Source organism: Chryseobacterium cucumeris, assembly GCF_001593385.1.
Lineage (GTDB): Bacteria > Bacteroidota > Bacteroidia > Flavobacteriales > Weeksellaceae > Chryseobacterium > Chryseobacterium cucumeris.
In genome coordinates, this window is record NZ_LUVZ01000001.1 from 1,380,132 (window position 1) to 1,406,566 (window position 26,435).

A 26,435-nucleotide genomic window follows, 5' to 3' on the forward strand; every position below is an offset into this window, starting at 1 on the left:
CTATTACAAATTATCTAATATCATAACTATCTACATCTTTTGTATAATTTTTAGGATTAACTTCTTCAAATTCTTCTTTAGTTGCATACATGTATCTTCGATCTCTATGACTAAAGTACTCAATTAAATTTAAAATACAATCTCTTAATAAATGATCAAGCTTAAGATAATTTCGAAACATTTCTCCATGGCTTTTTCCAACTATACCTTCATGTACGGCAAGATTTCTTTCTCTTTTTATAAGACTTTTTACATTCTTATTAATAGGAATTTTAGCATATTCTAAGAAGTTAGTAAGTGATTTATTAGTACTAGTATGATTAATATTTAAGTTAGATATGATAGCATTCATTCTGGACCAAGATGGTTCATCAATACTTTTGACAGGTAAAATCGCTTTTATTAAATTGGGTTTTATTTCATTTGAAAATATATCTTCATCTATCATACCTGTAGATTCAACAGCTAGATGATTTGAATATTTTTTAGCAATTCTTTCAAGAGCTGTAATCAAGATAAAATACCTTTCCTCTACTCCGATAGTTTGTGATGAAACATTCAGTGAAAATATTAAAGATTCCAAATCTAAGATTTTATTAATTCTTTGAAATTTCACAAAAGATCGGAAAAATATTTCGCGGAAAATTTCATCGGAAAAAGAATGGTGGAAGTTTATAGGAATATAGCTATTATGTTGATCGTCATTTTTTTTTATAAAAGAGTAATTAATTTCTATTTCTGATGTGTATTGATTATTGCTTTGTCCATGATATCTTCCAATATATTCTTTTCGTATCTTTACACGAGCCCCATTAATAAACGACAGAATACTTATTAACTCATACTTTATTTTTAGATAATCTTCGTAGTATAATATACAATAGCTTCTTGGTTCCTTATGATTTCTGAAGTCAAGTAGTATATTTTCAGAATTCTTATTTTGAATCAATTTTAACTTAAAATAATTTCCATTACCTTCTAATCCATCAATCACCCAAGCAGTCTCAGTGTGATCGAATGCAAAATCAAAAAAATTATCATCACTTTTTGCACCTCTTATAAACTTTTTGGTTTCAGTCGAATTAGCAAATTTTGTATTAAAATTTTCAAGTTCAACATACCAAATATTTTGTTTCCTATCGATATCTTTTTCTTCCTCATCATATAATTTTCTCTCTGGAGCGTGTAACTTAATGTACCCCTCACAAATAAATGTTACTTTATTATTACCCCCTTCATGCCTTGTTAAAAATAAATCTTGGCATTCAATTTTATATTTTTTTTCAGTTAAACCAACTATTTTATAATAATGATTGGATTCATTTTTTTCATAAATTGAGTTGTCTGTAAGTAATGTTTCAACCTTATAAACACCATTTTCAAGAAAAACCAAAGCAAATGAAATATTGATTTTTTCATTTTGACATTCTAAATATCCAGAAGTAATAGTGTAAACTAAATCCATTTTCTTTTACAAGTAATTAAGTTTATTGAAAGTATAAAAAATTGTGACAATATGCTGCCAAATCGATCAGTTTCAAAACAAATACTTTCGTTAATTATGTGCTTTTTGTGAAGATAACAATGACAAAAAATACCGATTTCTCAAGAATTTCAGGAGCAATATATTAAATTGTAAATTAAAATAAAACTTCAAAATTATATAATTTATTTAAATAAATGAAATTAACTTTTTAAAAATTATACATTCATTTTAATAATTTATACTCGTCGGGTCAAATTATTTTAGTAACTTCAACCTATGAATTATGTAAAAAAGTTACCTTTGCAAAAATTATGGCACAGTTAGATTACATAAAGGAGATTGCAAAGTATGGTCTTGAAAATGATCAGGAGAGATTGTTATCTGTACTAAATGATTTAATTGAGCATTCCAAACAAACAAAAAAGCTAAATTTCGCAATTCAGCTACAATCGATTTTAAAAGATTCCTTAAGAGTTCAAAAGACAAGCGGTCTTACTACAGTAGGCTCTGAAACTCATCTTACCAGAATTGAAGATAAGGAATTATCCGACCTTATTTTAGAAAAAATCACATCAGATTATTCATTAGATAATATTATTGCCAATAATAAAATTCATAGTGAATTAGAATTTTTTATTGAGGAACATCAAAAAATAGAAATCCTAAGACAATTTGATTTACCCGTTTCTAATAAATTATTACTGTATGGACCGTCGGGCTGTGGGAAGACTTTAGCCTCTTATGTTATAGCAGGCGAACTGCAAAAAATGATGGTGGTTATCAATTTGGGAGCAATAGTATCCTCTAAATTAGGTGAAACCAGCAAAAATTTATCTAAAATATTCAAAAAATCCGCTACTGAAGACTGTATTATTTTTCTTGATGAATTTGACAGCTTAGGCAAAATTAGAGATTACAGCCAAGATCATGGCGAAATGAAAAGAGTAGTTAATACTATTCTTCAACTATTTGATTACCTACCGCAAAGTAGTATAGTTATTGCTGCCACCAATCAAAAGGATATGTTGGATGAAGCTCTGTTAAGAAGATTTGATAATATTATTGGGTTCGAACTGCCTAACGAAAGTGAAATTAAGAAATTAATTGATCTGATTTTAGTAAATGGTAATTTTAAATTTGATAATAAAACAGTCGCAAATAAAATAATTAAAGCTGCTGTTGGCTTATCATATTATAGCATTCAAAAAACTTTAATTACCGCAATAAAGCGCTCATTGTTTGCTGCGTCAGAAATCAACAAAGTTCTTGCAGCACAGATAAGTACATCTATTTGGAAAAACCTGATTGAAGTAGAGAAACATTCTTTAAACATTTAAGTCATCAGCCTCCAAAATCGTATCAAGATCATTAATTACTACAACATCATTAATTAGCTGTATTTCGTCATAAAGTTTTCCTTTACTATCCTTTATAGTTTCTTCAATTGTTAATACTAAGGAAAAAGGAAATTCTGTGGGATAATTTTCTGGTAAGCTTCCAACAATTTGTTCTGATAACTTTGCATGGATAGCCAGCTTAAATGTAGACTCTTCTTTTTTAAGATCTGTAACATTAACGCTAAGAGAAATTTTTTGACTGTTTGAATATGGTAAAGGTTTCGAAACAAATCTTCCATTTTCAGACCAAGAAAGATTATTTCTCAATTTAGACTTAAGTACATTGTCTGGTTTCATTATATCATCAGCAGTTTGATTTTTGAAGATACTGAATGCCATATGTATTGGATTATAGGAAAGTTGATTATTTTTAATAGGTAAAAATTTAAAACACAAAGTAGCAGTTATTTTTAATATCCCACTTTTCTTTCCGAGCTCTTCACTTATCAAATAGTCGGGGAAATTGATAGGATATATTTTAATTTTCCCATGACTTATTATATCTTCTAATATTAGTGTTGCTGAATTTTCATCTGAGTATAGGCTTCTTAGCTCATTTACTACACCATGTCCTACCACTCTGTTTAGTAGTTTCGAAACTCCATTATCAAATTGTATATAATTTAATGATGCTCCATTGATAATTAAAGCTTTAATACTTTCGTTAGTAAGATGTGGATAGTTCTTTATTAACCTAGCAGCTAGATTTGCAGTTAATGGTGCGGCAAAGCTTGTACCTACCTCTTGCATGACTCCTATATTTGATTTAGCTGAAAGTAATGTTAGTGCTGGCTCATCAAGCCAATCTAAAGTATTTTCATCATAATATCCAATGTCTCCACCACTTTCAATAACATCAGGTCTAAAGTAATTCTGATTATTTTTTTTCAAATTATATATAGCTGACAGATCAACATGCCCCTTTCTAGTATATAATGCCGGAAACTCACGTCCTGATGCAATACCTAGAAACGCACCATCTTTTAGATTATCAGCTGAAGCACCAACTACAAAATTATTGAGACTATCTGCTGGAGTCGACAAGTTAGTGTGCTCATTATTGAAATAGTCTAGATCATAGTTGGTATTCTCTGCAATACAATCTTCGTTGTTACCAGTACATATAAAAATTAGACTATTTGTTTCATATGCAAATTTATCAAGTGCATATGTATAGTCAGAAAATGCTTCGTTCGTACTCATATGACAGCTATAGCAAGTAGTTAAAGTAAAGAGTCTAATATATGGATATTTAGATTTAACTGAATAAAGCATTTCCAAAAGTTTCAGTTCAGAAATAAATCCGTTACCACTATCGCTGATTTTTATGGATAGTAATTTTGCATCGGCTTTGATTTCTCCTTCAAAATTATTTCTGTGATTTAATTTACCTAGGGCAACTAATCCACCCACTGCGGTACCGTGCCCTAATCCACGTCGACCAGCCTGATCCACAAGAGGGCTACCCGCAAGAGTAAAAGTAGCATCATTTAACAATATTGTAGCTAATGCGCTATCTTGTGAAATTCCAGTATCAATAATGCCTACCACAGGCAAATCTTCTTCGGCATTCGATATTTCAAAACCGAATTCACGTCGAACTGTATTAAAACCTCCTGGTCTCACAGTGGTAAAAGCAGAACAAGTAGCGCTTTCAATGATATCAAAATTTGAAACTATTTTTTGTATTTGATCAGGAGTAATATCGTGTAATTCAATCCGATCACTTTCAACATTATAGTAGTAATGAATATTATTTTTGTTAAGATAATTAAACAGATTATCTAAAATTCCGTACTTTAATTTGCTATCTAATGGTAGATCTATTAGAGATAAATAAACTATCTCTCCTAAATGTTCCATAGAAAATTTTAGAATATCACGCGCTCTCAAAAGCTTAAAATTCGAGATATATTTAATATTTGCAGAATACTTAACAAACTTTTTATCAATTTCATTTTGTGTGAAATTGATAATGTCATTGATGAAATTTTGAAATTTTTCTTTATTGACAACAGCAAATAAGCCTCTTTTCGCAAAATCGTAAAAAGCAACACCTTCTAGACCATAGTCATTATAATAGACTGAGAAATATTTTTTTATTTCAAAAAGTCCCTGAAAACTTATTTCAACGTAATCAATATCAATTGGAACCTCCAACTTGTGATCCCTCTCTTCATATTTTCTAATAATATCACGTTCAAATTTCCTCAAATTGCTTCGTAATACAGAGGCCAACATAAAATAGTTTTTAGAAGTATTTTCTTTTTCACCATTATTACCGTCGAAGCCATAATTGTACTTGAAATCTGCAATTTCAGATAATTGTTTTTCACTCAAAAATTTTAGATGAGATTTTTTACTCATGGAAAGAAGTTATTAGTTTTATGTGCTCTTTACTGTTTTAAGCCTGTAATAGTAGTAAAGATAGCAAAAATAAAATTGCAAAAGTATATAAATTAACAATTTAAGAGTTTTATCAACAATTTTAATAATGGATAATAATGCTGCGATTTATTATATTAGCTAATCATTATCAAACTCAAATAATACCGTTAAATCATCTTTGATACTTAAGTAAGCATCAAACTTTTTACCGTTTTTGCTTTTCATATCTTTGATTAATGATGTTTTGTTTTGAGTTAATAGTAAAGTAAGATCTTTACTACTGAGTTGTACTCCGCATATAGTTCTGAAGAGAATCCAACCGCATTGTTCATCTGGGCATTTGACAATTTTATCCTTGATAATAAGATTATGTTGTTGGCATTTGGGGCATTTTAATTGTGGGATGTTTTCTTGGGGAATATGAAGTGATAAAAGTTCGTTGGTGATTTCAGTTGTATAGTGTTGGATGTCGTTCATGAATTGGTTTTTACTGAGTTCACCTTTTTCAATTCTTTCCAGTGCGAGTTCCCATTCTGCGGTCATTTGGACATTGGCTATTTTTTTGTCTTTGACAAAGTTGTAAACCTGCAAGCCTTTATCTGTAGGATGCAACGTTTTGCTTTTCCTGATAATATAGTTTCTGCTGAGCAGCGTTTCGATAATGGAAGCTCTGGTGGCTGGGGTTCCAATGCCGATATTGGAGAGTGCTTTTTGTTCTTCTTTGTTTTCAATAGATCGGCCTGCATTTTCCATGGCTGATAAAAGGTCAGCTTCAGTAAAAAGTTTGGGAGGTTGCGTTACTTTTTCCAGTAGTTCGGTTTTTGATATCTTCAGCTCATCTCCTGTTTTGAATTCCGGAAGTTCAGTAAGGACTTCATTTTTATTATTGGAATTTTCATTGTCAGAAAGAATCCCTTTGATGACTCGCCAGCCTTTGTTGAGTATTTTTGAGCCCTTGATCTGGAATTCGTAATGATGGACTTTTATCTGGATTTGGGTGACTTGCTTTGTACAGGTGTGGGATAGTGATTCCAACAAGCGGTAAGCAATCATATCATAAATGGCTTTTTCCGTAGCGCTAAGTGCAGAAGGTGTTTTGGTTGTTATGAGTAATCCGTGATGGTCGGTAACTTTTAGATCATTAACGATCCGCTTGTTGAAGTTTCCGAATTTTAAATGGGTTATGGCTGTTTTGAAGGGTTCGGTCTGATTCAGTATTCTGACCAGCTCAGGAATATCAGTCCATACATCTTCAGGAATATACTTGCTGCCGGTTCTGGGGTAAGTGATGAACTGTTTCTCATAGAGGCTTTGGGCTGTTTGTAAAACCTCATCAGCAGAAAGCCCCAGTTTTCTGTTGGCTTCTTTCTGTAATTCTGTGAGGTCGAAAAGTAATGGAGATTGCTCCTGTACTGTTTTAACAGATACATCTTCCACAACAGCTCTACCCTCCCGCTCTATAATCTTTTGGATTTGTTCTGCCTGCTTTTTTTCTTCCCATTGTAATAGTGAAAGACTGGTGAAATCTGTATATTCTTTTCTGTGACTCAGCTGGATTTGAAAGTATTTTTGCTTGATGAAGTTTTGATGCTGAAGAAACCGTTGACAGATTAAAGCCAGCGTTGGGGTCTGCACTCTGCCTAATGAATAAACATCTTGGTTCCCTGCGATGGTTAATGCCTGGGTAGCATTGATGCCTACCAGCCAGTCTGCTTCACTTCTGGCTTTAGCAGCTTCATATAAACCGTCAAAGGTATCGCCAGGCTGAAGATTCTTAAAACCTTCCTGTATTGCCTTTTCGGTAAGGGAACTGATCCAAAGTCTTTCAAAAGGTTTGTTGCATTGTAGGTAGTGATAGATATAGCGGAAGATCAACTCTCCTTCCCTTCCTGCATCGGTGGCGACTATGATACTGCTGCATTGATTGATGACTTGTTTTATAGTGTTGAGTTGTTTTAAAGCGGAAGAATCTGGCTGATAGCCCTTTACTTTCTTTAGTTTTTTGGGAGTTAGAATAAAAGGGTTGGGAAAGATAGGTAAAGAGGCTTTGTTAAAGCCTCTTATACCATAATCCTCCGGCATTCCTAATGTGATCAGATGTCCTAATGCCCAGGTGACACAATAGCAGTTACCGGATAAGTAACCATCTTTCTTTTCATGAGCTCCTAATAATTGTGCGATTTCTCTTGCTACACTCGGTTTTTCAGCGATGATTGCTTTCATATGATGGATTTAGATGTTTATTATAGTTTTCGTCCTCTTGGTTTTCTAACCTTTTTTTGCTGGTCTTCCTGCTGTTGACTGGCAGGCTGCTGCTGTTTGGATTCTAAAGGCTCCTTCACATTTTTAGTAGCTTCATTGGTTTTACCCTGGGTATTACCCGCAGTTTGAGTCTTATGATCTTCTGTAGGCTTTGCTTTTTCTTTGAGCTTATTAGGATGAGTGAATGAAAAGTCGGTTTTGGAAGTTTCTTTGTTGAAGGTAATATAACCTTGATAGGTTTTACCTTTAGCATCGGTAAGACCGTCAACGTACACGGTTTGCCCTGCTTTGAACTTTTCATATTGTGAATCATCCAGTTCTTTTCCTCTGAATATTTTGGGTGCTTCTTGAGCCGTATGCTGAGTTTGCTGTTGATTGTGTTGTTGTCTTTGTTGCGGTGTCTGATTATTATTGAACAGAAATTCCACATACCGCTTATCTGCATTGAACTGTACGGTTGCATTGAACAATTCTCCTTTTTTAGAAGTCATCCCTTCAAGATACAATGGTCCTCCTTCCAATAGGGTTTGTTTCTGATGTTCATCAAGCCTAATTCCTTTGATTTCATCAGGGATTTTCATGTACTCCGCTCTGTAAGCAACCAATTCATTGGTTAAACGGTCACGGCTGATCACTGATGGAATGATTTCATCCGTTTTAGGATTGACAAGATCTACTAACCGACCCATATTCCCGGTTTCTTTCAGATTCTTCTTGTCTTCATCCGTGAACTGATGACCCAGAAATTTATTATTGAGGCTGGGCTCTTTTCGGATTCCATGCAGATGAACGGCAACCTGTCCTGTATCTCCTGTTTGAAGAGATAACCGGACATCCATCTTACTAACCGCCGTTCCCAGATTAATAGTAATCGGAATTAATGTATTGGTTTTAAAACCTCTAAGTAATGCATCCATCGCATTCATTTTTTCAAGCTTCTCCTGATTAAGTCCGAATTTTCCCATCGTTTTCCAGTCGATCTGTTCCGGCTGAAAACGATATTCCTGATTTTCTGTGTTGTTGTCCATTGTATTTTGATTTTTTGGATTGTTATTGTGTATTTCGTAGTCCTTCAGCTTTTCTTTTTCTGCAGGTGATGCCTCATCAACATACTTTTGAAGATCCTTAGCGGTATTGACGGCATCGTATTCCGAAACTTTGAAAAAGTTGAAATGCGTGGGATTTTTAAGCTGCCGGTAAAAATTCGAAAAGAAGTTGGAGAATAGATCGCCGTGCTTATCAACGCTGATCAGCGGCTCATTATCTTTTTTTTCTTGTGGAGGAACCTTTTGAAGGTTTCCATCTTTATCAATTCCTTTGACCATCTCAACCTGATTGGTATGAATGTTCAGGACAAGGAGTGTGTCTGTTGATGGTTTGAGTTCACTAGGTTCCTGATGGTTTATCAATTCATTTTCCATTGTATTTCATTTAATGGAACCAAAATATAGGCTCAATTAAGAGTATTCTAAAGGTTGGAATGGTGATGAATAATTTGGCTGTAGATGTCTTATTACCATCAAGAGTTTAAACATTCTCTGATTAATTGATGGACATCCGAAAGCTTATAGTACAGCTTTCCACTAATGGTATAGTATGGCAGCTTTTTATCAGTCCGGTACCGCTGTAATGATCGGGAACTTATCTTTAAAAGCTGTAAAACATCCTGGTTATCTAAAAGCTGTTCCCCGTCTATTTCTATAAATCTGGATTGGTTCTTAAGCATCTGCTCTTTCAGTAGGTCAAATCTTTCCATGATTCTCTCCATCCAGACTATAAACTCTGTTCTTTCGATATTCATAATGGTGATTTTTATGATTGTTGGTGATGTAAAATTGATCAACAGAAATCATATAAAATCACTACTTTTTCGTAGTACCGAAAAGAATTTTGCTTTAAGTGATAAATATTTACTTAAAAAATATCGATATTTACAATAAAATATGAAAGACTATGGGCTTAACTGAAAAGCTTTTTGGAAATGGTGCTGAAAGATTTTCAGACTGTGTTGAAATTAAAATAGCAGAACTTAAGGAAAAACATAAGGATTTTCTTTCTGAAGAAAAAATCGATCTTTCAACAGCGTATATGATTACTTTCGGACAGTCTGGAAGCGGTAGAGTTGGATTTAACAGGATACAAGACATCTCCCTTGAGATTGATTCGGAAATTGATCGAATTTTACATGAATGTGCCCAAGAGCATTTACAAAAACTATAGCACATTCCAAGTACAGTTGATTTTTAAGACTTTATTAATCTAAAAGTCATATTAATTCGTTCTTTCATTCGTATGGTTGATTTCGCAATACGATGTTCCCAGTTTTCCTGAAGATCGCCTTTCATGATAAGCAGTGATCCATGAGGGAGTGGCAGACAGTATTTGCTCGAATGATGGTCTTTTTTTCTGAAATCAAAATTTCTGGTTTGTCCAAGGCTGATGGATGCAATGACAGGTCGTTTTCCATATCGGCTTTCCTTATCCCGATGCCAGGCAACGGAATCATTTTGGTCACGATATAGATTTAACAGAACCCCATTGAACTGACAGTCAAATTCCTTCTCAATTCTTTGTTTTAATGAAAACAATTCAGGAGTCCATGGATTGGTTGGCTTTTTATTTTCCTCTGAATCACTATATTTTGAATCGCCATACCAGCCCGTTAATCTTGGAGTAAGCACCACCTTATCATACATTTTTTGAGTACGCTGTTCCCAGATCGCAGTATCTAATAATTTGTTTCTAAGTAGGTCAGCTTCTTCCCGATTCAGGAAATTCTCTCTGTATTCCAAAAGGTCTTTTGGAAACTCATACAAATCTTCTGCATCAAATAAACTAAGCTGACTCATTGTAATTTTTCTTTAAATCATTTAACTTTGTCTTATTCCGTTTCTACGGAATAATTTTTTTTCATCATTTGTGTTTTTACTTCCCTTCGGGGAAGTTTTTTGATTATGCCATGTACTCAAAATGGATTTAATTCTTATCTCCTATTCTGTCTTTGATCTGTTTGATATCGGTTTTAATTTCCGTGATAAAGTTTTGAATATGATGTTCTGCAAATTCATCAGGCTCATATTCTTTGGTAGTAATACTACAGGCAAATTCCCAGATTTCTTTAATTTCAGGTAATGGAATTTTATAAGGCTCATAAAATTGATTGTCAGCCTTCACCCATATACCATCTGCTTCATGAAACTGAAATCTTTTGTAACTGATACCATCATTGGTGGTAATGAAAACATACGTTCTGTCCGTTTTAAGGTCAGATAGATTTTCTACGTATTTTCCCACGATATAGGTTCCGTTCTTATAGGGGGGCATTGAATCTCCGTCAGCTGGAAATGCCCTGAACTTACCCCCTTTTAAAAAAGGTAATGATATGGTCTCCAGATTTTCTATGTATTCCGGATCTCCATAGCCATTCAAATAGCCCATAGAAGCTTTTTGGGGAATAATCTCTATCTGATTGTTTCCATCCTGATCAACCTTTATAGGCAGAACAATCCTATTCTCAGGAAGCTCCATGAGTTCCTCGATAGAAAATTTTCTGACATCTACAGTTAGCAACAGGTCGATGCTAATGTTATAGAATTTTGAAATTCTAAGCAATATTTCAATTGGAGGTTCTGTTCTGCCATATTCATAGGCGACATATCTGGATCGGGTAAGAATTAATACATCTGCCAGCTCTTGCTGAGTCATATTTTTCTTCCCTCTCAAAAACACGATGTTATCAGAGAATTTTGACATTGTTACAATTTTAGACAACAAAAATACAAAATTTGTTTCAAAACGTAACTAATTTTGTCACATGGAAAGAGCAATTGTACATATGGATCTGGATACGTTCTTTGTTTCCTGCGAAAGGCTGAAAAACTCCGAACTGGAGAAAAAGCCTGTGATCATAGGAGGTGGAGACCGTGGTGTAGTGGCGTCCTGCTCTTATGAGACCCGTTTTTTCGGAGTAAGGAGTGCAATGCCGATTAAAATGGCTTTGCGGTTATGTCCCGAAGCTAAAGTGATTAAAGGAGATATGGAAATGTATTCCAATATGTCTCATATGGTAACGGAGATTATTCAGGAAAAAGTACCTGTTCTTGAAAAAGCAAGTATTGATGAATTTTATCTGGATCTCTCCGGAATGGATCAGTTTTTCGGATGCTATAAATGGACGCATGAAATAGCGGAAAGCGTGCAGAAAAATACAGGATTACCGATAAGTTTTGCCTTGTCTGCCAATAAAACCGTATCAAAAATCGGGACGGGAGAATCGAAGCCTACCGGAAGATTAGAAGTCAAACAACCTGACATTCAGTCGTTTTTAAACCCACTTTCGGTAAAGAAGATTCCTATGGTCGGCGATGTAACCTTTCAGTTACTGTCAAGGCTGGGCATCAGAACCATACAGACCCTTTCAGAAATGCCTGTTGATGTGCTTCAGCAGTTGATTGGTAAAAGCGGAAATGAACTCTGGAAAAAAGCACACGGAATTGACGAAAATCCTGTGGTTCCTTATTCGGAAAGAAAATCTATTTCTACAGAAGATACTTTTGCCCAGGATAGCATCGATATTCAGGGTATTCAAAGTATACTCTCAGGAATGGTTGAAAAACTCTGTTATCAGCTCCGTGCAGAGAAATGGCTGGTATCGGTAGTGGTAGTAAAACTCCGGTATTCCAATTTTGATACGGAAACCAAACAATGCCGAATTCCTTACACCTCAGCTGACCACACCTTGCTCAGGTATGTTTTGGAACTCTTTAAAAAAGTATATACCAGACGTATGAGAATAAGACTGGTCGGCGTAAAGTTTACAGGATTGGTTCACGGATGCCATCAAATGGATCTCTTTGAAGATACGGAAGAGCTGATATCACTGTATCAGACAATGGATAAAATCAAGAACAGGTTTGGAACTTCAAGTGTAGGAAGAGCCTCAGGTTTATTAAAATAAGTATAAGATGTTTCTGAATTGTCATTCTTACCATAGCCTAAGGTATGGAACCATTTCTATTAAAGAACTGGTTAAGCAGGCTGTACGTTTTAATATTAAAACTTTGGCCCTTACGGATATCAATACCGTTACGGGGATCTATGATTTCTATAAACTTTGTCGGGATCATAATATCAAACCGATCGTCGGAGTGGAAATACGGGTTCAGGATGAACTGTATTATATCTGCCTGGCCAAAAATCAAAAAAGCATTGCAGAAGTCAACAGGCTTTTAACCGCATATAACTGTGAAGACATTGAAATTCCTAAAGCCAATCCTGATTTTACAGATACTTTTGTGATTTATCCCCTGGAAAATATTCCTGAAAAATTAGCAGATCATGAATTTATAGGCATCAGAAAGAATCAGTTAAACCTTTTGATTAAGCCGGAATTAAAACAGTTCATTCATAAAATGATTATTCTTCATCCAGTCACCTTTACTACTCCTGAAGAATATGAGCTTCATAAAATAGTAAGGGCTATTGATCATAATACATTAATCAGTAAGCTCACAGAAGCTGATTACTGTAAAGACAACGAAATGTTTACTGATAAAAAAGAGCTTCTGGCTCAATTTTACCATGAGTCACAGATCATTGAGAACACAAAATATATTGTCAATAGCTGCCATTTTGATTTTGATTTTTCAACACCTAAAAACAAAAAGCATTTCACTGACAGCAGGGAAAATGATTTTGAGCTTTTAAAGAAGTTAGCGTATGAGGGACTTTCAAAAAGATACTCCGGGGATAACCTACAGGCAAAAGCAAGACTGGATAAAGAATTGGGGGTTATTGACCAGCTTAATTTCTGTGCTTATTTTCTCATCACCTGGGATATTATACAATACAGCAACCGGATGGGATTTATGCATGTAGGAAGAGGCAGCGGTGCTAATTCCATTGTCAGCTACTGCATCGGAATTACCGATATATGTCCTCTGGAACTTGATCTGTATTTTGAACGGTTTTTAAACCTCAACCGGAAAACGCCTCCAGATTTTGACATTGACTGGAGCTGGCAGACCAGGGATATTATCCTTGAATATATTTTTGATAAATATGGTAAAGACCATGTTGCCTTCTGTGGAACCAATGTTGAATTTAAATACCGTTCTATTTTCCGGGAAGTAGGAAAAGTATTCGGACTTCCAAAAGAGGAACTCGACATCCTGGCAACAAAACCAATTCAGGAACATGATAACAATTCGGTATTCAAACAGGTTCATTACTACGGAAAGCTTTTGGAAAAGTTTCCTAACCAGAGAAGCATGCACTCCTGTGGAATTCTGATCTCAGAAGAACCTATCACCAATTATTCAGCACTCGAAATGCCTCCCAAAGGTTTTCCGATCGTACAGTTTGATATGTACACTGCTGAAGAGATTGGCCTTGAAAAATTTGATATTCTCTCACAAAGAGGGTTAGGAACTATAGATGACACTGTAAAGCTGATTAAGGAAAAAAGAGGAATTGATATCGATATCCGGGACACTTCTCTCTCAAAAGACGAAGCCCGATGCAATGAATTCTTAAGTTCCGGAAAAACCATCGGCTGTTTTTATATTGAATCTCCTGCCATGAGAGGATTACTCCGAAGACTGAAATGCGACAACTATAAAGTACTGGTAGCTGCCTCTTCCATTATTAGACCCGGCGTAGCTCAAAGCGGAATGATGCGGGAATATATTTTCAGGCATAACCATCCTACAAAATTTGAGTATTTCCATGAGGTTTTTGAAAAAGAACTGGGAGAAACCTATGGTATTATGGTGTATCAGGAAGATGTTATCAAAATTGCGCTGCATTTCGGAGGATTATCTGCTCCTGATGGTGACGTACTGAGAAGAGCCATGAGTGGTAAAGGGCGATCTTTATCTGCATTACAGAAAGTAAAAGACAACTTCTTTGAATCCTGTAAAAATCTGGGACATCCTGAACAATTATCCATGGAAGTATACCGGCAGATTGAATCTTTTGCAGGATACTCGTTTTGCAAAGCTCATTCTGCTTCTTATGCAGTTGAAAGCTATCAGAGTTTATACCTTAAGGTCTACTATCCTATCGAATTCATGGTCTCCGCTATTAATAACGGCGGCGGATTCTACAGAACGGAAGTCTATATTCATGAGGCCAAGATGTCGGGAGCTACTATCCATAATCCCTGTGTCAATTTAAGTGAATATCAGACGACTGTTTATGACTCTGATGTTTATTTAGGATTGATGCATATTGAAAAACTGGAAACGAGATTAGCACAGTTGATTCCTGAAGAAAGAGCTCAAAATGGAGAATATACTTCACTGGAAAACTTTGTGAAAAGAATTCCTATTGGTATTGAAACACTACAAATTTTAATCTTTATCGGAGCATTCCGCTTTACCGGAAAACAGAAGCATGAGCTGCTGATTGAATCAAGATTTCTTCTGGGAACTCATAAAATTGCTTTCAGGCATCTGACTTTACTGGACGAGCCCCAAAAATATTATCAGCTTCCTTCTATAGAAAGAAACCGGTTTGAAGATGCTTTTGATGAAATAGAAATAGTAGGTTTTCCTGTTTCTTTCAGTCCTTTTGATTTGTTACAGACCCGATACAGAGGTTCCGTTTTAGTAAAAGATTTATTGAGGTTTCATAAACAACAGGTTAAAATGCTCGCTTATCTTATTTCAAGAAAACATGTTCCCACCAAAAAAGGAACGATGTATTTCGGAACCTGGATTGATGCTCAGGGAGAATATTTTGATACTGCTCATTTTCCAAACAGCCTTGAAGAATATCCTTTTCAGGGTGGCGGGTGTTATCTTCTATTGGGAACCGTAGAGGTCGATTCTCATTTTCCTACTGTTACCATTCATAAAATGGCCAAAATGCCTTTTATTCCGGATCCAAGATATTCTATGGATGAAGAAAAATCATTGGAAGCCCAGCGTAATTTGCATGAGGATATCAGTATGACTTTTAGGAAACCTTATCCCCAGGAACATGAAATTGGATTGCCAAGATATAAAACGCTGTACGAAAATTTAATTAATATAACTAAGGTTTAGCCATTTCAAGGTCTAACTTTATGCTTGTGTGCTTTGATAGCCAACCCTCTATTGATTTCATCAACATATTCTTTCGATCGATAAATTCCTCTACAGTAACGGCAGGAAACATTACAAAAAAAGAATCATCAATTGCATGTTCATAACTCATTTTAACATAATTTTCATAGCTGAATTCAATTTCCTCATCTACGGCATATAAATCAAACAACTTCAAATGGCTTTTAATTTCAGACGGTAGTAAATAGTTGTTCATAAAAATCCTTAATGGTTGTAAAAACAAAAGATAATCATCACTATTAACAGCTATTTTCTTTGGATACATTCTATTAAATACCGGATCATTTTTGAGATCTTCTTCTATATTGATAAAACGTAAGAAATATTTGATCTCCCCAGTATGAATTGTTAATGATTTACCTTTGATCTGATCGATTAATTCGAAAACTTTAGCCGTTTGTTGTTCTATCAATTTACTATCCATTCCATACTTTTGATAAAGTGATAATGCAATTATCATCGTTATTAGTGTTGCAGAAGCTCCTAATGCTGTGAAAGCTGTTGCAAAAACAGAATTAAGGGAATCACTACCCGATCTGATCAAAAATGGTAGAATAAAAACGACTGCACAGATAAAAATACTTCCTAAGTCCCTTATATTGGTGGGAAATGGTTTATCCTTACAAGAGAAGCCTGTGTATTTTAACCAATAATAAAAGGATAATGGATTTTGAAGATTATTACCTGCACACTCTTTTACCGGCTGAATCATTTTTTCAGAAAGTTCTTCTCAATACAGTATTTAATGATATTATTGTTAATGATGATAAAAGAGCTGTCATTGAAAAAAACTTTTTAATAAAGAGCAGTACAATGACCAGTTCATTGAAAACTTAAAATTTTACAACAATCTATTTATCAGTAAAATAAATGATAAAACAAATAAAAATTTTCTACAATATATAAATGACAGCTATCTGCTTCCTTTACCGGAAATTGATGAAATTGAACGGGAACTCGGAAGAAATAACAGCCAGAATAATTGATAAAAAGCCTATCAGAATTTGTAAACAAATGCATTAATGTTCTTTCCCGCACCCACAAACAACATCATTTTCCTTTATCGTACGCTCCTTTAATTGGTTAATAATTTAGTTTTTGTTACCACTTTTTGCAAGATGTAAAATCGTTCTGCCTATTGGTCCGGTTTTGTATCCCATTTTGTAATTTTAGGAATAGGCCACGAAATTTGTCATATAAATCGTGACTTATTTTGATCTAATTATAAAGTTTCTTGAATTCTTACAAATAAACCGTTCTAATCACTTTAAACATAATTCTTTTTATATTCTGGAAATAATTATGCTTATCTTTAATATTAACAAAAAAATAGATTTATACTAACTAAACAAAAAAATGAAACCCAACTAATTCATCAGAAAAAAAATAATCATGAATATTAAGATAACATATAGAAATAATTTTTCTGTTCATTACATAGCAGCCCTATTTTTTATTTTTATTGTGGAAATGAATCTAAAAAGTCAGACACCTGAAGAAATTATATTGAAAAAAAAAATTACCTTACCTGAAGTGTCAATATCACTGGGAAATTATACTAACCTAGTAAGAAGCGGAAATCTTATCTACTTATCTGGTAAAGGTCCTCTGCGATCGGATGGAAAATACATCAATGGAAAAATAGGAAAAGATTTAAATATCGATCAGGGATATGAAGCCGCACGATTATGTGGCCTTGCGCAGATTTCAGCTTTAAAAAAAGAATTAGGAGACTTATCAAAAATTAAAAGAATTATAAAAGTTACCGCTTTTGTAAATAGTACCGATTCTTTTACTGATCAACCTAAGGTTGTTAATGGATATTCAGATTTGATGACTGAAATATTTGGCAATAAAGGAATTCATGCTCGTTCTGCTGTGGGGGTCTCAAGTCTGCCATCAGGATGGCCGGTAGAGGTAGAAATGATTGTAGAGATAGAACCCTAAGCAAATTTCAAATACCCCCAACTCATTAAAAAAATGGAGAATATTTTATCAAAGCTCTCAATTATCAAAAAGTTAATTTATTCAACTTTTCAATAGATAAGGTTTACAGGTAGCTAAATCCATAGAAGATTATAAGTTTATCCTGAGAATGCAATATGGAGGTAAGAACTTTAGAATACTAATGTTGTATTCCGTAGTATTGCTTTCGGAAAGACTCTGGAGTATGTCCCGTAGCTTTCTTAAAAAATTTCACAAAATTAGAAGAATCATGATAATTTAGCTTTTCAGCTATCGCCGAAACAGAAAGATTAAAATTAACTAGTAGTCTCTTAGCTTCCAATATTATCCTGTTCCGAATTATTTCACCCGCCGATAAATTAACCTGTTGCTTACATACAAAGTTTAAATGGCTAGGTGTTATATGCAACAAAGCTGCATAATCTTTGGGCATCTTAAACTCCAAAAAATTAAGTTCAATTTGCTCAACGAATTTTTTAAAAAGCAATGAGTTAAAGTTGTTTTCTGTAAAATAATGTTTATTTTGAATTTCCCGGCTGGCTAGGGCACATATCTGTAAAATAGTAGCAGCGATACTAATTTGAGAATTACGGCTTATTTCGGAAAATGATTCTGCAATAATTTGTTGAAAATAATTGTTGATTTCATCTTTCTGATCATCAGGTAAAATAACCTTTTGCTCATCATGAAAAATATTAAAAAAAGGAAATTCATCAATCAGGGAAGAACTGATTTGCAATTGATCAAAAAAAGTTGGAGCAAAGTTAATGACATACCCTTCAACTGATGGATCTAAATCCCAACTATGCACCTGTCCTGGCCTCATAAAAAAAATGCTGTGAGGCATTATCTTGTACGTTTTAAAATCTATAATATTCTCGCCTCCTCCGCTGATAAAATAGGTTACATGATAGAAGGAGTGCCGATGAACCGTCGTAGTCTTGGGATTTCCCGGCAAATAATCTGAGAATTGATCAATGCTGAAAACCTCCTTAATCGAATGGCACGTTGACATATTATTTATATCAAAGGTTGGATACAAATCTTTCATCCTTTTTTTATTCCTCAATAAAAATAACAATTTTTTTCCTAAAACGTACGATAAATTACAGTAACAAAAAAGCCTGAAATCTCAGGCTTTTTAACAATAATCAAAATATAATCTATTATAAAAATAACACTTCTAAAAAAGAATTTATAAAGCAGCAATGCTTACTAATTATCGTCTTCATCAAGAGGTAAATTTTATACCTCCTTATAATAATTTTTAGATTTGCTAAGTACTAAAATGATCAATGCAATAAAAAAAATCATAAATAAAAGTAGGGTTATTGCTTGATAAAGACCTGTGTTTTCTGAATTAGCTAAAAAATCTTTGAAATTCTGAGGAATCATAGCTATTACTTTTTAATTGTTACTTACTGTTTTCACTTCGGTTGTCTTAATATCCGTTCCTAACCTTTGAAGATAAGAGATCAATGCAACAATCTCCTTTCTTTCTAATTCACCTTTAGGTCTTCTCGCATAAGCTTCCTTTAAATCATTAGCCTCTGAGAAAATTTCTTTTACAATAGTTGCCGCCTGATTATCGACCCAAGTATTCGCAGAGTCAATCTGAGTTTTTGTATAGGGAACATTATAAACTGTTTTCATAAACAAAATTTTATCAACTGTTTTAGATCTGTCCAGATCATTGCTGATAAGCCATGGATATCTTGGCATAATTGAACCTGCCGAGGTAGATCTTGGATTATACATATGTTTATAATGCCACGAACTTGGATTTTTACCTCCTTCTCTATGTAAATCAGGTCCGGTTCTTTTTGAGCCCCATAAAAAAGGTCTGTCATAAACAAATTCCCCGGCTTTTGAGTACTCCCCATTTTTACCGTTAAATCTTACAATTTCGTCCCGGAATGGTCTGATCATTTGAGAATGACACGCATTACAGCCTTCACGGATATAAATATCTCTTCCTTCAAGTTCCAGCGGTGAGTAGGGCTTTACAGCAGAAATAGTTGGTACGGACTGATTAAGAGATAAGGTAGGAATAATTTCAACTGCGCTTCCTATTGACAATACTATAAGAGATAAAATGCTTAATAAGTAAGGAGTCCGCTCAATCCAGAGATGTACTCCTTCACCTTCCTTTCTATACCTTCCTATCACTGGCAATGCTGGTGCTTCAGCAGGAACTACCTTTTGGAATGTACCGTTTTTAATGGTTGCAATTACATTAACAACCATAAGAATAGCTCCTGAAATATAGAAAAAGCCTCCCATGAATCTCATCTTATAATATGGGATCACGGCTGTCACAGTATCTAACCAGTTTTTCCACATTAATGTTCCGTCAGGATTAAACTGTTTCCACATCAAGCCCTGCGTAAACCCCGAAATATACATCGGTACAGCGTAGAAGATAACGCCTAGTGTACCTAACCAAAAATGCCAGTTAGCTATTTTTACGGACCAGATTTTTGTACGCCACATAATAGGTACCAGATAATAGATCATTCCAAAAGCCATAAATCCATTCCATCCTAAAGCGCCTAAATGAACATGTCCAATCACCCAGTCTGTATAATGACCGATCTTATTGATATTTTTGGTGGCCAATAGAGGCCCCTCAAAGGTTACCATTCCATAACATGTAACAGCAACTACGAAAAATTTTAAAATAGGATTTTCTCTTACCTTATCCCAGGCTCCTCTTAAAGTCAAAAGGCCATTTAACATCCCCCCCCATGAAGGAGCAATAAGCATAATAGAAAAACCCGTCCCTACAGCTTGAGCCCATGCTGGTAAAGCAGTATACTGAAGGTGGTGAGGCCCGGCCCAAATATATACAAAAATCAATGACCAAAAATGAATGATTGACAGTTTATATGAAAAAACCGGCCTTTCTGCCGCCTTTGGTAAAAAATAATACATTAGGCCCAAGATTGGTGTTGTCAGTACAAAAGCAACCGCATTATGACCATACCACCACTGTACCAGTGCATCTTTTACACCCGCATACATTGAATACGATTTCCAATCGGTAAAGGATAATGGTATTTCCAAATTATTCAGAATATGCAACATGGCCAATCCTATCCAGGTTCCAATATAAAACCATATGGCAACATAGAGATGTCTCACTCTTCTTCGTGCTATTGTCATAAACATGTTAACACCAAATATTACCCATGAAAAAGTAATTAAAATATCAATCGGCCATTCATGTTCGGCGTACTCTTTTGAAGTATTGATCCCCATAAAGAACGTAATGAAAGTTGCGACGATCATGATCTGCCATGTCCAAAAATGAATCCAGGAAAGTGTAGAGCTGGCCATAGGTGTTTTCAAAAGCCGAGGCAAAGAATAATACACTCCCGTATAAACACTGTTACATACAAATGCAAAAATAACAGTATTAGTATGCAGCATTCTGATCCTTCCAAAACCAAATGCTCCGTGAGTATTGATAAGCGATTGAATACCACCATTTCTCAAGCTTTGGATTGTAGAATCATCGGTTCCAAATAAAAACTCAGGTAATTCCGGATAAAAGAGCATTAAGGCTGCTGTTATCCCAAAGGTAAAACCAATAAGACCAAATATTATTGTAGCATATAAAAATGCCTTAACAATATTATTGTCATAACTAAACTTTTGTAACTCCATAAATCATATTTTAAATAGCGAACTAATCCAAGAATCAATTATGACAAGCAGTATTTGTCACAACATATAATTCTGGACAGCATTTATAAATAAAGATCAAATTTAACAAGACAGTAAAACTTAAGCATGGTAATAATTATTGAAAATATAGTTTAAAATGAATAATTACGCGGGATTCAAGAAATTTCAAAAGCAGGAAATTTAAGTGATTTAGGAAGTCTGGAATATTTGACGGACATAATAAATAAGCCGCTAAAAAATAAAAAAAGAATGAAGTTTCAATAAAATCTAAATCTCATGAAAGTGATATAAAAAAGTCATTTTATAAATTTAAGTTTCTTCAACATCTGATCTGTTAAAGAATTAGAATAGATGCTGAATGAATTAATCAAAATTCCTTTTAATTGATATTTTTCAGAAGTCACAGTATACAGTATAGAAGAGTTTTCAGCACTTGAATCTTCATCATCAAACCTATAGTAATTATCAATTTCAAACTCATCATGAAATATTTCAAATTCACCATTTCTACAGTCAATACAGTTTGATCTTAAGTTAAAATCTTCTGTATAACCATCTTTTTTCAGGTCATTTATGGCCTCAAGCAAATTGCTGTATGACTTTTTCATTGGAATATGATTTTATTAAAATACATTTTTTATAACTTCACAATTAAAGAACTGTTGCAAGCATTATGACTTGGAATTATTCTTTCAAAATGAAAAATCTAATCTAATATTTAAGCGCCCTCCATCACTGGAATTAAAATAGGCTACATTAGCTGTTGATAATCCTGCAACATTCACAAATATTCCGCCTCCTTGAGAAGTATGCCACTTATTTGAAAATTCGTTATCTACCCAAACTCTACCATAATCAAACCCTGCGTACAGACCAAACGAAAGAGGTAAAATTCCGTTTCTTAGACTTCCCAGCGAAAGCCTTAAATCAGTACTCTGATATATGAAAGATTTCCCACTAAACCGTTGGTTTCTAAAACCTCTTAAGCCTTCATTTTGTCCTAAATTTACAGCCTGAAAAAATTCAAAATCACTATTAAAAATGTAATTGGCTTTAATTTTAGTAGCAACTACCAAGGAACCTTTCTTATTAACTCTGCTTGTTAATCTGAGTTCGGGAATAATAAATGCATATTTTTTATTTTTGGAAAAGTTGACGCTATAACCTGTAATTACACCTAGCCCGACTCCTTTCTGAGGAAACGAGAAATCATCAAAGTTTGAATAGGAATATCCTGCTGTTATGCTATAAAACTCCTGTCCATTAAATAAATCTGCATCTATATCTGCTAAATTAATATACCTGCCTGGGGTATTCTCAACATCAATATACTCATACTTAATTGCTGTATATATTTTACTTCCATAATATCCCTTGTAGAGCAATGATGGAGAAATCCAACGCTGGCTCATAATTACTCGGTTATATTCCATATCCGAATTATTCACAGTATTATTTCCAAGTCCAAAAAAATTATTAGTATAATTTGCAGTACTAAAACCTGCATTGAAGCCAAGATTTAAGTTTCCTAATACACGCGCAAACTCGCCTTCATATTCAATTCTTCCGCCTCCTGTCGCGGTGTAATAAAAAGCGGAAAGATTGTGTTGCGCAGTAAAGGGATTTCTTACAAGATCATTTTTTATATATCTTAAAGCTCCCCCAAATGTAATACCGTCATCAGGATTATAACTTATAGATGGTAATATTGTATACACATCCCTACGTCCTTTCATAAAGTCATAATTATTTATCTCATAATTGTCAGTAAGATATTTATTTACTTTTGTTTCGAACGTATTAGGTTCCGATTTCTGATCATAAACATGTATTTTCCGTGCATTCGAAAATCGATAAGTGTCATTATTTTTTCCACCGATTATCTTAATAGGAATCAAACTCTGACCTTCCCCGACAACTTCAAAAATATCCTCACTATCTAAACCATACAACCATATCTCTTTTGTAACTTTGCTATTATATTCGGTATCCCAGAACAAAGTTGTTTTTTTTCCGTCATTTATCCTATATCCTTTGATTACTGTTACACCATCTGGTTGTCTTGTAATGACAAACCAATCACCTTTTTCCGTGCCGGTAATTATTACAAATGATTTTAGATAATTATATAAATTTCGTGAATGTTGCTCAATACCTTCGATTCTTTGGAATAATGAACTTTTTATTTCTTCTTTTTTTTTAGTATTGACACCTTCAGGAATTTTATTTAATGCATCTTCTACAACATCTTTTGTAAGGTGTTCTTTGATATATATAGCTTCCCTTACCCAATCTTCCTCTTTATCATTACGTAGAACCATTCTATCAAGATCATCACCAGCATCGTTAAACCAACGTATTTGTTTGTACTTTCCGTTGTACCGTTGCATGAAACGCATTGAAGGAACCAGCGCCCTGATAAGCCCAAATATTGGACCGTCGAAATCGGAGAAAGCCTGATCTCTGTCACGGGGTATTGGACTATAAATAAATGTACTGTCATTATATTTATCCTCTGCCCATCTCCATTGTTCTGAATGCCTGTCAAAATCTCCAAGTATATTATCGAATAACCGTGTCCTTATATAGAGTGATTGATCAACATATGCTCTATCTTTTCTTTGTAAATTTTGTATAAGCTTAGAGGTTCCAATAATTTTATTATGATTTCCAAAACTTTTTACCTCTGCTAATTTATTAGAAATTTGCTCTTCAATATAATACAGGTTTTCCCCATATTCATCATTATAATTACCTAAGGCTTTTTGTTTTGGGATATAATATAATTCAGGATTCGCATGATAAATACCAATTGCATCTGAAAGGGTAGCAATAGTTAAAGGTGCGAAAGGATTTGCCGTAGTCCAGTAATCCTTTAATAAATTAACAAAATAGGTATCACCCCAAACGGGATCTAAATATTGTGTTTTAAAAAGAAAATACTGTATAAACCGTAGTGAACTCTTTTTCACACTTCGTAAATTAAATTCATTACCATAGCGACCTTCTAATCTTAAAGAGTTGGTCTGATGCCCACCTCCCTTTCTCAAAACTTCAAGTCCTCCATACAAGGTGTCTAATAATGCCACCTTAGCTCTTATAGGAGTTATGTAATCTTCACGATAATGTTTTCCCCAGAAAAAAGAATACAGGTTGGAATGTTTTAGCTCTTTTGGTTCATAAACCGATTTATAAATATAAGCAGGAGTATGCTTTTCATTATATTCTTCACTTACTGACTGAGAACCTGCTGCAACCACTTCAGTTTTGAATATAGGTGAGATAAATTTATTTGTCACGCTATAAAAAGCTAATTCTATTGACTCATCAGTATAGGTGGTAATTTTGGCAAAACCCGGATTATCTGAACTAAATTGTAGTCCCAAACCTTTGTTAGCTTTATTTTCTAGGTTAATGCTTCCACTTATAATTATGGGAATTTGTCTTTCAATTATATACTGAAGATTTGTTTCATGCCCTGCCACAAATACAACATTTTTGAAACGCTGAGCTATGGTAAGAAGTTTATTGCTGAAATCTTTATAGTATTTATTACTGATTTCTTGCGGACTGATTCCAAAGGAAAGAAAATTATTATATTTTCCAACAGCCATAGGAGGATGACATAAAGCAATCAACACTGTTTTATTTTGACTTTTTACAATCTCGTCCTCAATCTCAGTATAAAAGGCTGTTTTACTTTTGATTTCACACTCCTCATTAATATTAGGCAATTTATCCCAATCAGCGAGTATCCAATTAGAATCAACCAGAAGGAGATCGGTAGCCCTATCAAGAACTACCTTTTTTAAAGGGCAGCCATCTTTGAGTAAAAATACATCGTTCTTATCAAGACCTGCGCTAATATAATGGCGTTCTTTTTCTAGGCCTTTTACACCTGCAGCCCAATCCAAAGGACCCGGAATAAAAAAAATATTTCCCTTATTTCCTTTAAAATATGATAGCTGATTATCTAACTTTTTTTTTGTTTCCCCATTTGATTGGTTAAAATCCGAAATGGAAACATTATTACCCAGAAAAAGTATTGTGGTGCTGTCGGAAGACCTCGACAAGTTTCCGAGCTCTCTCAGTACTTCATTATTATAATTTTCACATCCAATGTTACCAACTGCATAAATAATATGTGAAACATTTTTTGCCTTCTGGCCACTAAGAGTATAACCTACAAGACAAAGTAATAATATAAGAGTTCGCATGGTCATTAGTTTTTTGTCTTATAATATTTATAAATAATAACACCAAGATGATTGTTTATAATTACTAAAATATTTCGATCCGAGAGTAAATTTATTATCGGCGATCATCTTCAATATGTAGGGAAAATCAGGAATTACAAAAGAATCCCTGATGAAGTACCATACATTTTACTAACTATATTTTTTAGGAATATTACTAGTTACTTACTCTAAAGTCATGTTTGCAAAATAATTGATAACTCATTACTGTTTCAAAGGCATAACCTTAGCAAATTCGGCTCTGGTAGTCGGACTTCCGTCTATTGATTCATAAATATCTTTCGAATTCGACAAGGTCTGCATAAGGGATCTTGGTCCTTCAAATGGCCTTCCTCCTATATGCCAACCATCTGTGTGGAGTTCTTCAATGAGAACCCATACGACTTCTCTAAAAGCTTCAGAACCTTCAAATTTCACCATAACATCAGTAATCGCTGCTGCTAATTCGTGTTTCTGCTCAGGTGTGAAAACACCATCTACTAGTTTAATATTTACAAATGGCATAATATAAAATGTTTAAAAGTTATTTAAGAATTTAATTGTAATATGACTGATACTTATTCCCTGTAAGATTTATAGGATATAAACAATTAATACAAGCTCTTAATCAGTCACTTTACTATAGTAAAATTACTGCATTAAAATATCTGATGAGATATACTTAAAAGTTATAAAAAAGTATTTTTGTGCTATTTTAAATTAGTGAGCTCAGACCCGCAGTTAGTTAGTCTAAAATTTGAATGTATCAGTATATTCGCTTATTCTGATAAATTATATTAAAAGTCGGATACAAAATAGTATAGCAAAATCTCTCAATTTGTTCAGCTAATTTTGCAGAGTAATATTATAACAAAACATGGCTGGAAATATCCAGCCATGTTTA

The 26,435-nt window shown here is 34.0% G+C and carries 18 protein-coding genes; 5 read left to right on the forward strand and 13 right to left on the reverse strand.

Annotated elements, in window-relative coordinates; genetic code table 11:
• Window positions 1-10 precede the first annotated feature (10 nt).
• Complete coding sequence (locus A1704_RS06095; protein ID WP_062671416.1) at window positions 11-1,465, reverse strand: hypothetical protein; 1,455 nt, start codon at window positions 1,463-1,465, stop codon at window positions 11-13.
• A 332-nt stretch (window positions 1,466-1,797) separates the two neighbouring features.
• On the opposite strand from A1704_RS06095, the gene A1704_RS06100 reads away from it, so the two are divergent.
• Window positions 1,798-2,823, forward strand: coding sequence for an AAA family ATPase (locus tag A1704_RS06100; protein ID WP_062671417.1), 1,026 nt, complete (start codon window positions 1,798-1,800; stop codon window positions 2,821-2,823).
• On the opposite strand, the gene A1704_RS06105 is transcribed toward A1704_RS06100, so the two are convergent.
• From A1704_RS06105 to A1704_RS06120, 4 genes are all read right to left on the reverse strand, one after another.
• On the reverse strand, window positions 2,812-5,250 hold the full coding sequence (locus A1704_RS06105) for a S8 family peptidase (RefSeq protein ID WP_062671419.1): 2,439 nt from the start codon (window positions 5,248-5,250) through the stop codon (window positions 2,812-2,814). The two genes, A1704_RS06100 and A1704_RS06105, sit on opposite strands and share 12 nt — an antisense overlap.
• Window positions 5,251-5,409: 159 nt before the next feature.
• On the reverse strand, window positions 5,410-7,494 hold the full coding sequence (locus A1704_RS06110) for a type IA DNA topoisomerase (protein WP_062671421.1): 2,085 nt from the start codon (window positions 7,492-7,494) through the stop codon (window positions 5,410-5,412).
• A gap of 20 nt (window positions 7,495-7,514) precedes the next feature.
• The gene (locus A1704_RS06115; protein WP_062671423.1) at window positions 7,515-8,954 is read right to left on the reverse strand and encodes a DUF3945 domain-containing protein; all 1,440 of its coding nucleotides are present in this window, start codon (window positions 8,952-8,954) and stop codon (window positions 7,515-7,517) included.
• Window positions 8,955-9,052: 98 nt separating this feature from the next.
• Complete coding sequence (locus tag A1704_RS06120) at window positions 9,053-9,334, reverse strand: helix-turn-helix domain-containing protein (RefSeq protein WP_062671426.1); 282 nt, start codon at window positions 9,332-9,334, stop codon at window positions 9,053-9,055.
• A gap of 152 nt (window positions 9,335-9,486) precedes the next feature.
• Between A1704_RS06120 and A1704_RS06125 the strand changes: the two genes are divergently transcribed.
• The gene (locus A1704_RS06125; protein ID WP_062671429.1) at window positions 9,487-9,753 is read left to right on the forward strand and encodes a hypothetical protein; all 267 of its coding nucleotides are present in this window, start codon (window positions 9,487-9,489) and stop codon (window positions 9,751-9,753) included.
• A gap of 23 nt (window positions 9,754-9,776) precedes the next feature.
• On the opposite strand, the gene A1704_RS06130 is transcribed toward A1704_RS06125, so the two are convergent.
• Entirely contained in the window at window positions 9,777-10,382 is a 606-nt protein-coding gene (locus tag A1704_RS06130; RefSeq protein ID WP_062671431.1) for an alpha-ketoglutarate-dependent dioxygenase AlkB family protein, read from the reverse strand.
• 127 nt (window positions 10,383-10,509) lie between these two features.
• Complete coding sequence (locus A1704_RS06135) at window positions 10,510-11,286, reverse strand: helix-turn-helix domain-containing protein (RefSeq protein ID WP_062671433.1); 777 nt, start codon at window positions 11,284-11,286, stop codon at window positions 10,510-10,512.
• Window positions 11,287-11,347: 61 nt separating this feature from the next.
• On the opposite strand from A1704_RS06135, the gene dinB reads away from it, so the two are divergent.
• Together dinB and A1704_RS06145 are read left to right on the forward strand one after the other, a co-directional pair.
• The gene (dinB, locus tag A1704_RS06140; protein ID WP_062671435.1) at window positions 11,348-12,490 is read left to right on the forward strand and encodes a DNA polymerase IV; all 1,143 of its coding nucleotides are present in this window, start codon (window positions 11,348-11,350) and stop codon (window positions 12,488-12,490) included.
• 7 nt (window positions 12,491-12,497) lie between these two features.
• Window positions 12,498-15,581, forward strand: coding sequence for a DNA polymerase III subunit alpha (locus tag A1704_RS06145; protein WP_062671438.1), 3,084 nt, complete (start codon window positions 12,498-12,500; stop codon window positions 15,579-15,581).
• On the opposite strand, the gene A1704_RS06150 is transcribed toward A1704_RS06145, so the two are convergent.
• The gene (locus A1704_RS06150) at window positions 15,571-16,353 is read right to left on the reverse strand and encodes a hypothetical protein (RefSeq protein WP_157885753.1); all 783 of its coding nucleotides are present in this window, start codon (window positions 16,351-16,353) and stop codon (window positions 15,571-15,573) included. The two genes, A1704_RS06145 and A1704_RS06150, sit on opposite strands and share 11 nt — an antisense overlap.
• Window positions 16,354-17,033: 680 nt before the next feature.
• Between A1704_RS06150 and A1704_RS06160 the strand changes: the two genes are divergently transcribed.
• Window positions 17,034-17,588: a RidA family protein gene (locus tag A1704_RS06160; RefSeq protein ID WP_082798717.1), complete on the forward strand. Its 555-nt coding sequence runs from the start codon at window positions 17,034-17,036 to the stop codon at window positions 17,586-17,588.
• Between the two features lie 178 nt (window positions 17,589-17,766).
• On the opposite strand, the gene A1704_RS06165 is transcribed toward A1704_RS06160, so the two are convergent.
• From A1704_RS06165 to A1704_RS06185, 5 genes are all read right to left on the reverse strand, one after another.
• Window positions 17,767-18,657: an AraC family transcriptional regulator gene (locus tag A1704_RS06165; RefSeq protein ID WP_062671444.1), complete on the reverse strand. Its 891-nt coding sequence runs from the start codon at window positions 18,655-18,657 to the stop codon at window positions 17,767-17,769.
• Window positions 18,658-19,013: 356 nt separating this feature from the next.
• Window positions 19,014-21,275: a cytochrome-c oxidase, cbb3-type subunit I gene (gene ccoN, locus A1704_RS06170; RefSeq protein ID WP_062671447.1), complete on the reverse strand. Its 2,262-nt coding sequence runs from the start codon at window positions 21,273-21,275 to the stop codon at window positions 19,014-19,016.
• A gap of 317 nt (window positions 21,276-21,592) precedes the next feature.
• The gene (locus tag A1704_RS06175) at window positions 21,593-21,904 is read right to left on the reverse strand and encodes a hypothetical protein (RefSeq protein WP_062671449.1); all 312 of its coding nucleotides are present in this window, start codon (window positions 21,902-21,904) and stop codon (window positions 21,593-21,595) included.
• 84 nt (window positions 21,905-21,988) lie between these two features.
• Window positions 21,989-25,513 carry a BamA/TamA family outer membrane protein gene (locus tag A1704_RS06180; protein WP_131797477.1) on the reverse strand — a complete coding sequence of 1,175 codons (3,525 nt, stop codon included), beginning with the start codon at window positions 25,511-25,513 and terminating at the stop codon, window positions 21,989-21,991.
• 243 nt (window positions 25,514-25,756) lie between these two features.
• Window positions 25,757-26,056: a tautomerase family protein gene (locus tag A1704_RS06185; RefSeq protein ID WP_062671452.1), complete on the reverse strand. Its 300-nt coding sequence runs from the start codon at window positions 26,054-26,056 to the stop codon at window positions 25,757-25,759.
• Window positions 26,057-26,435 lie beyond the last annotated feature (379 nt).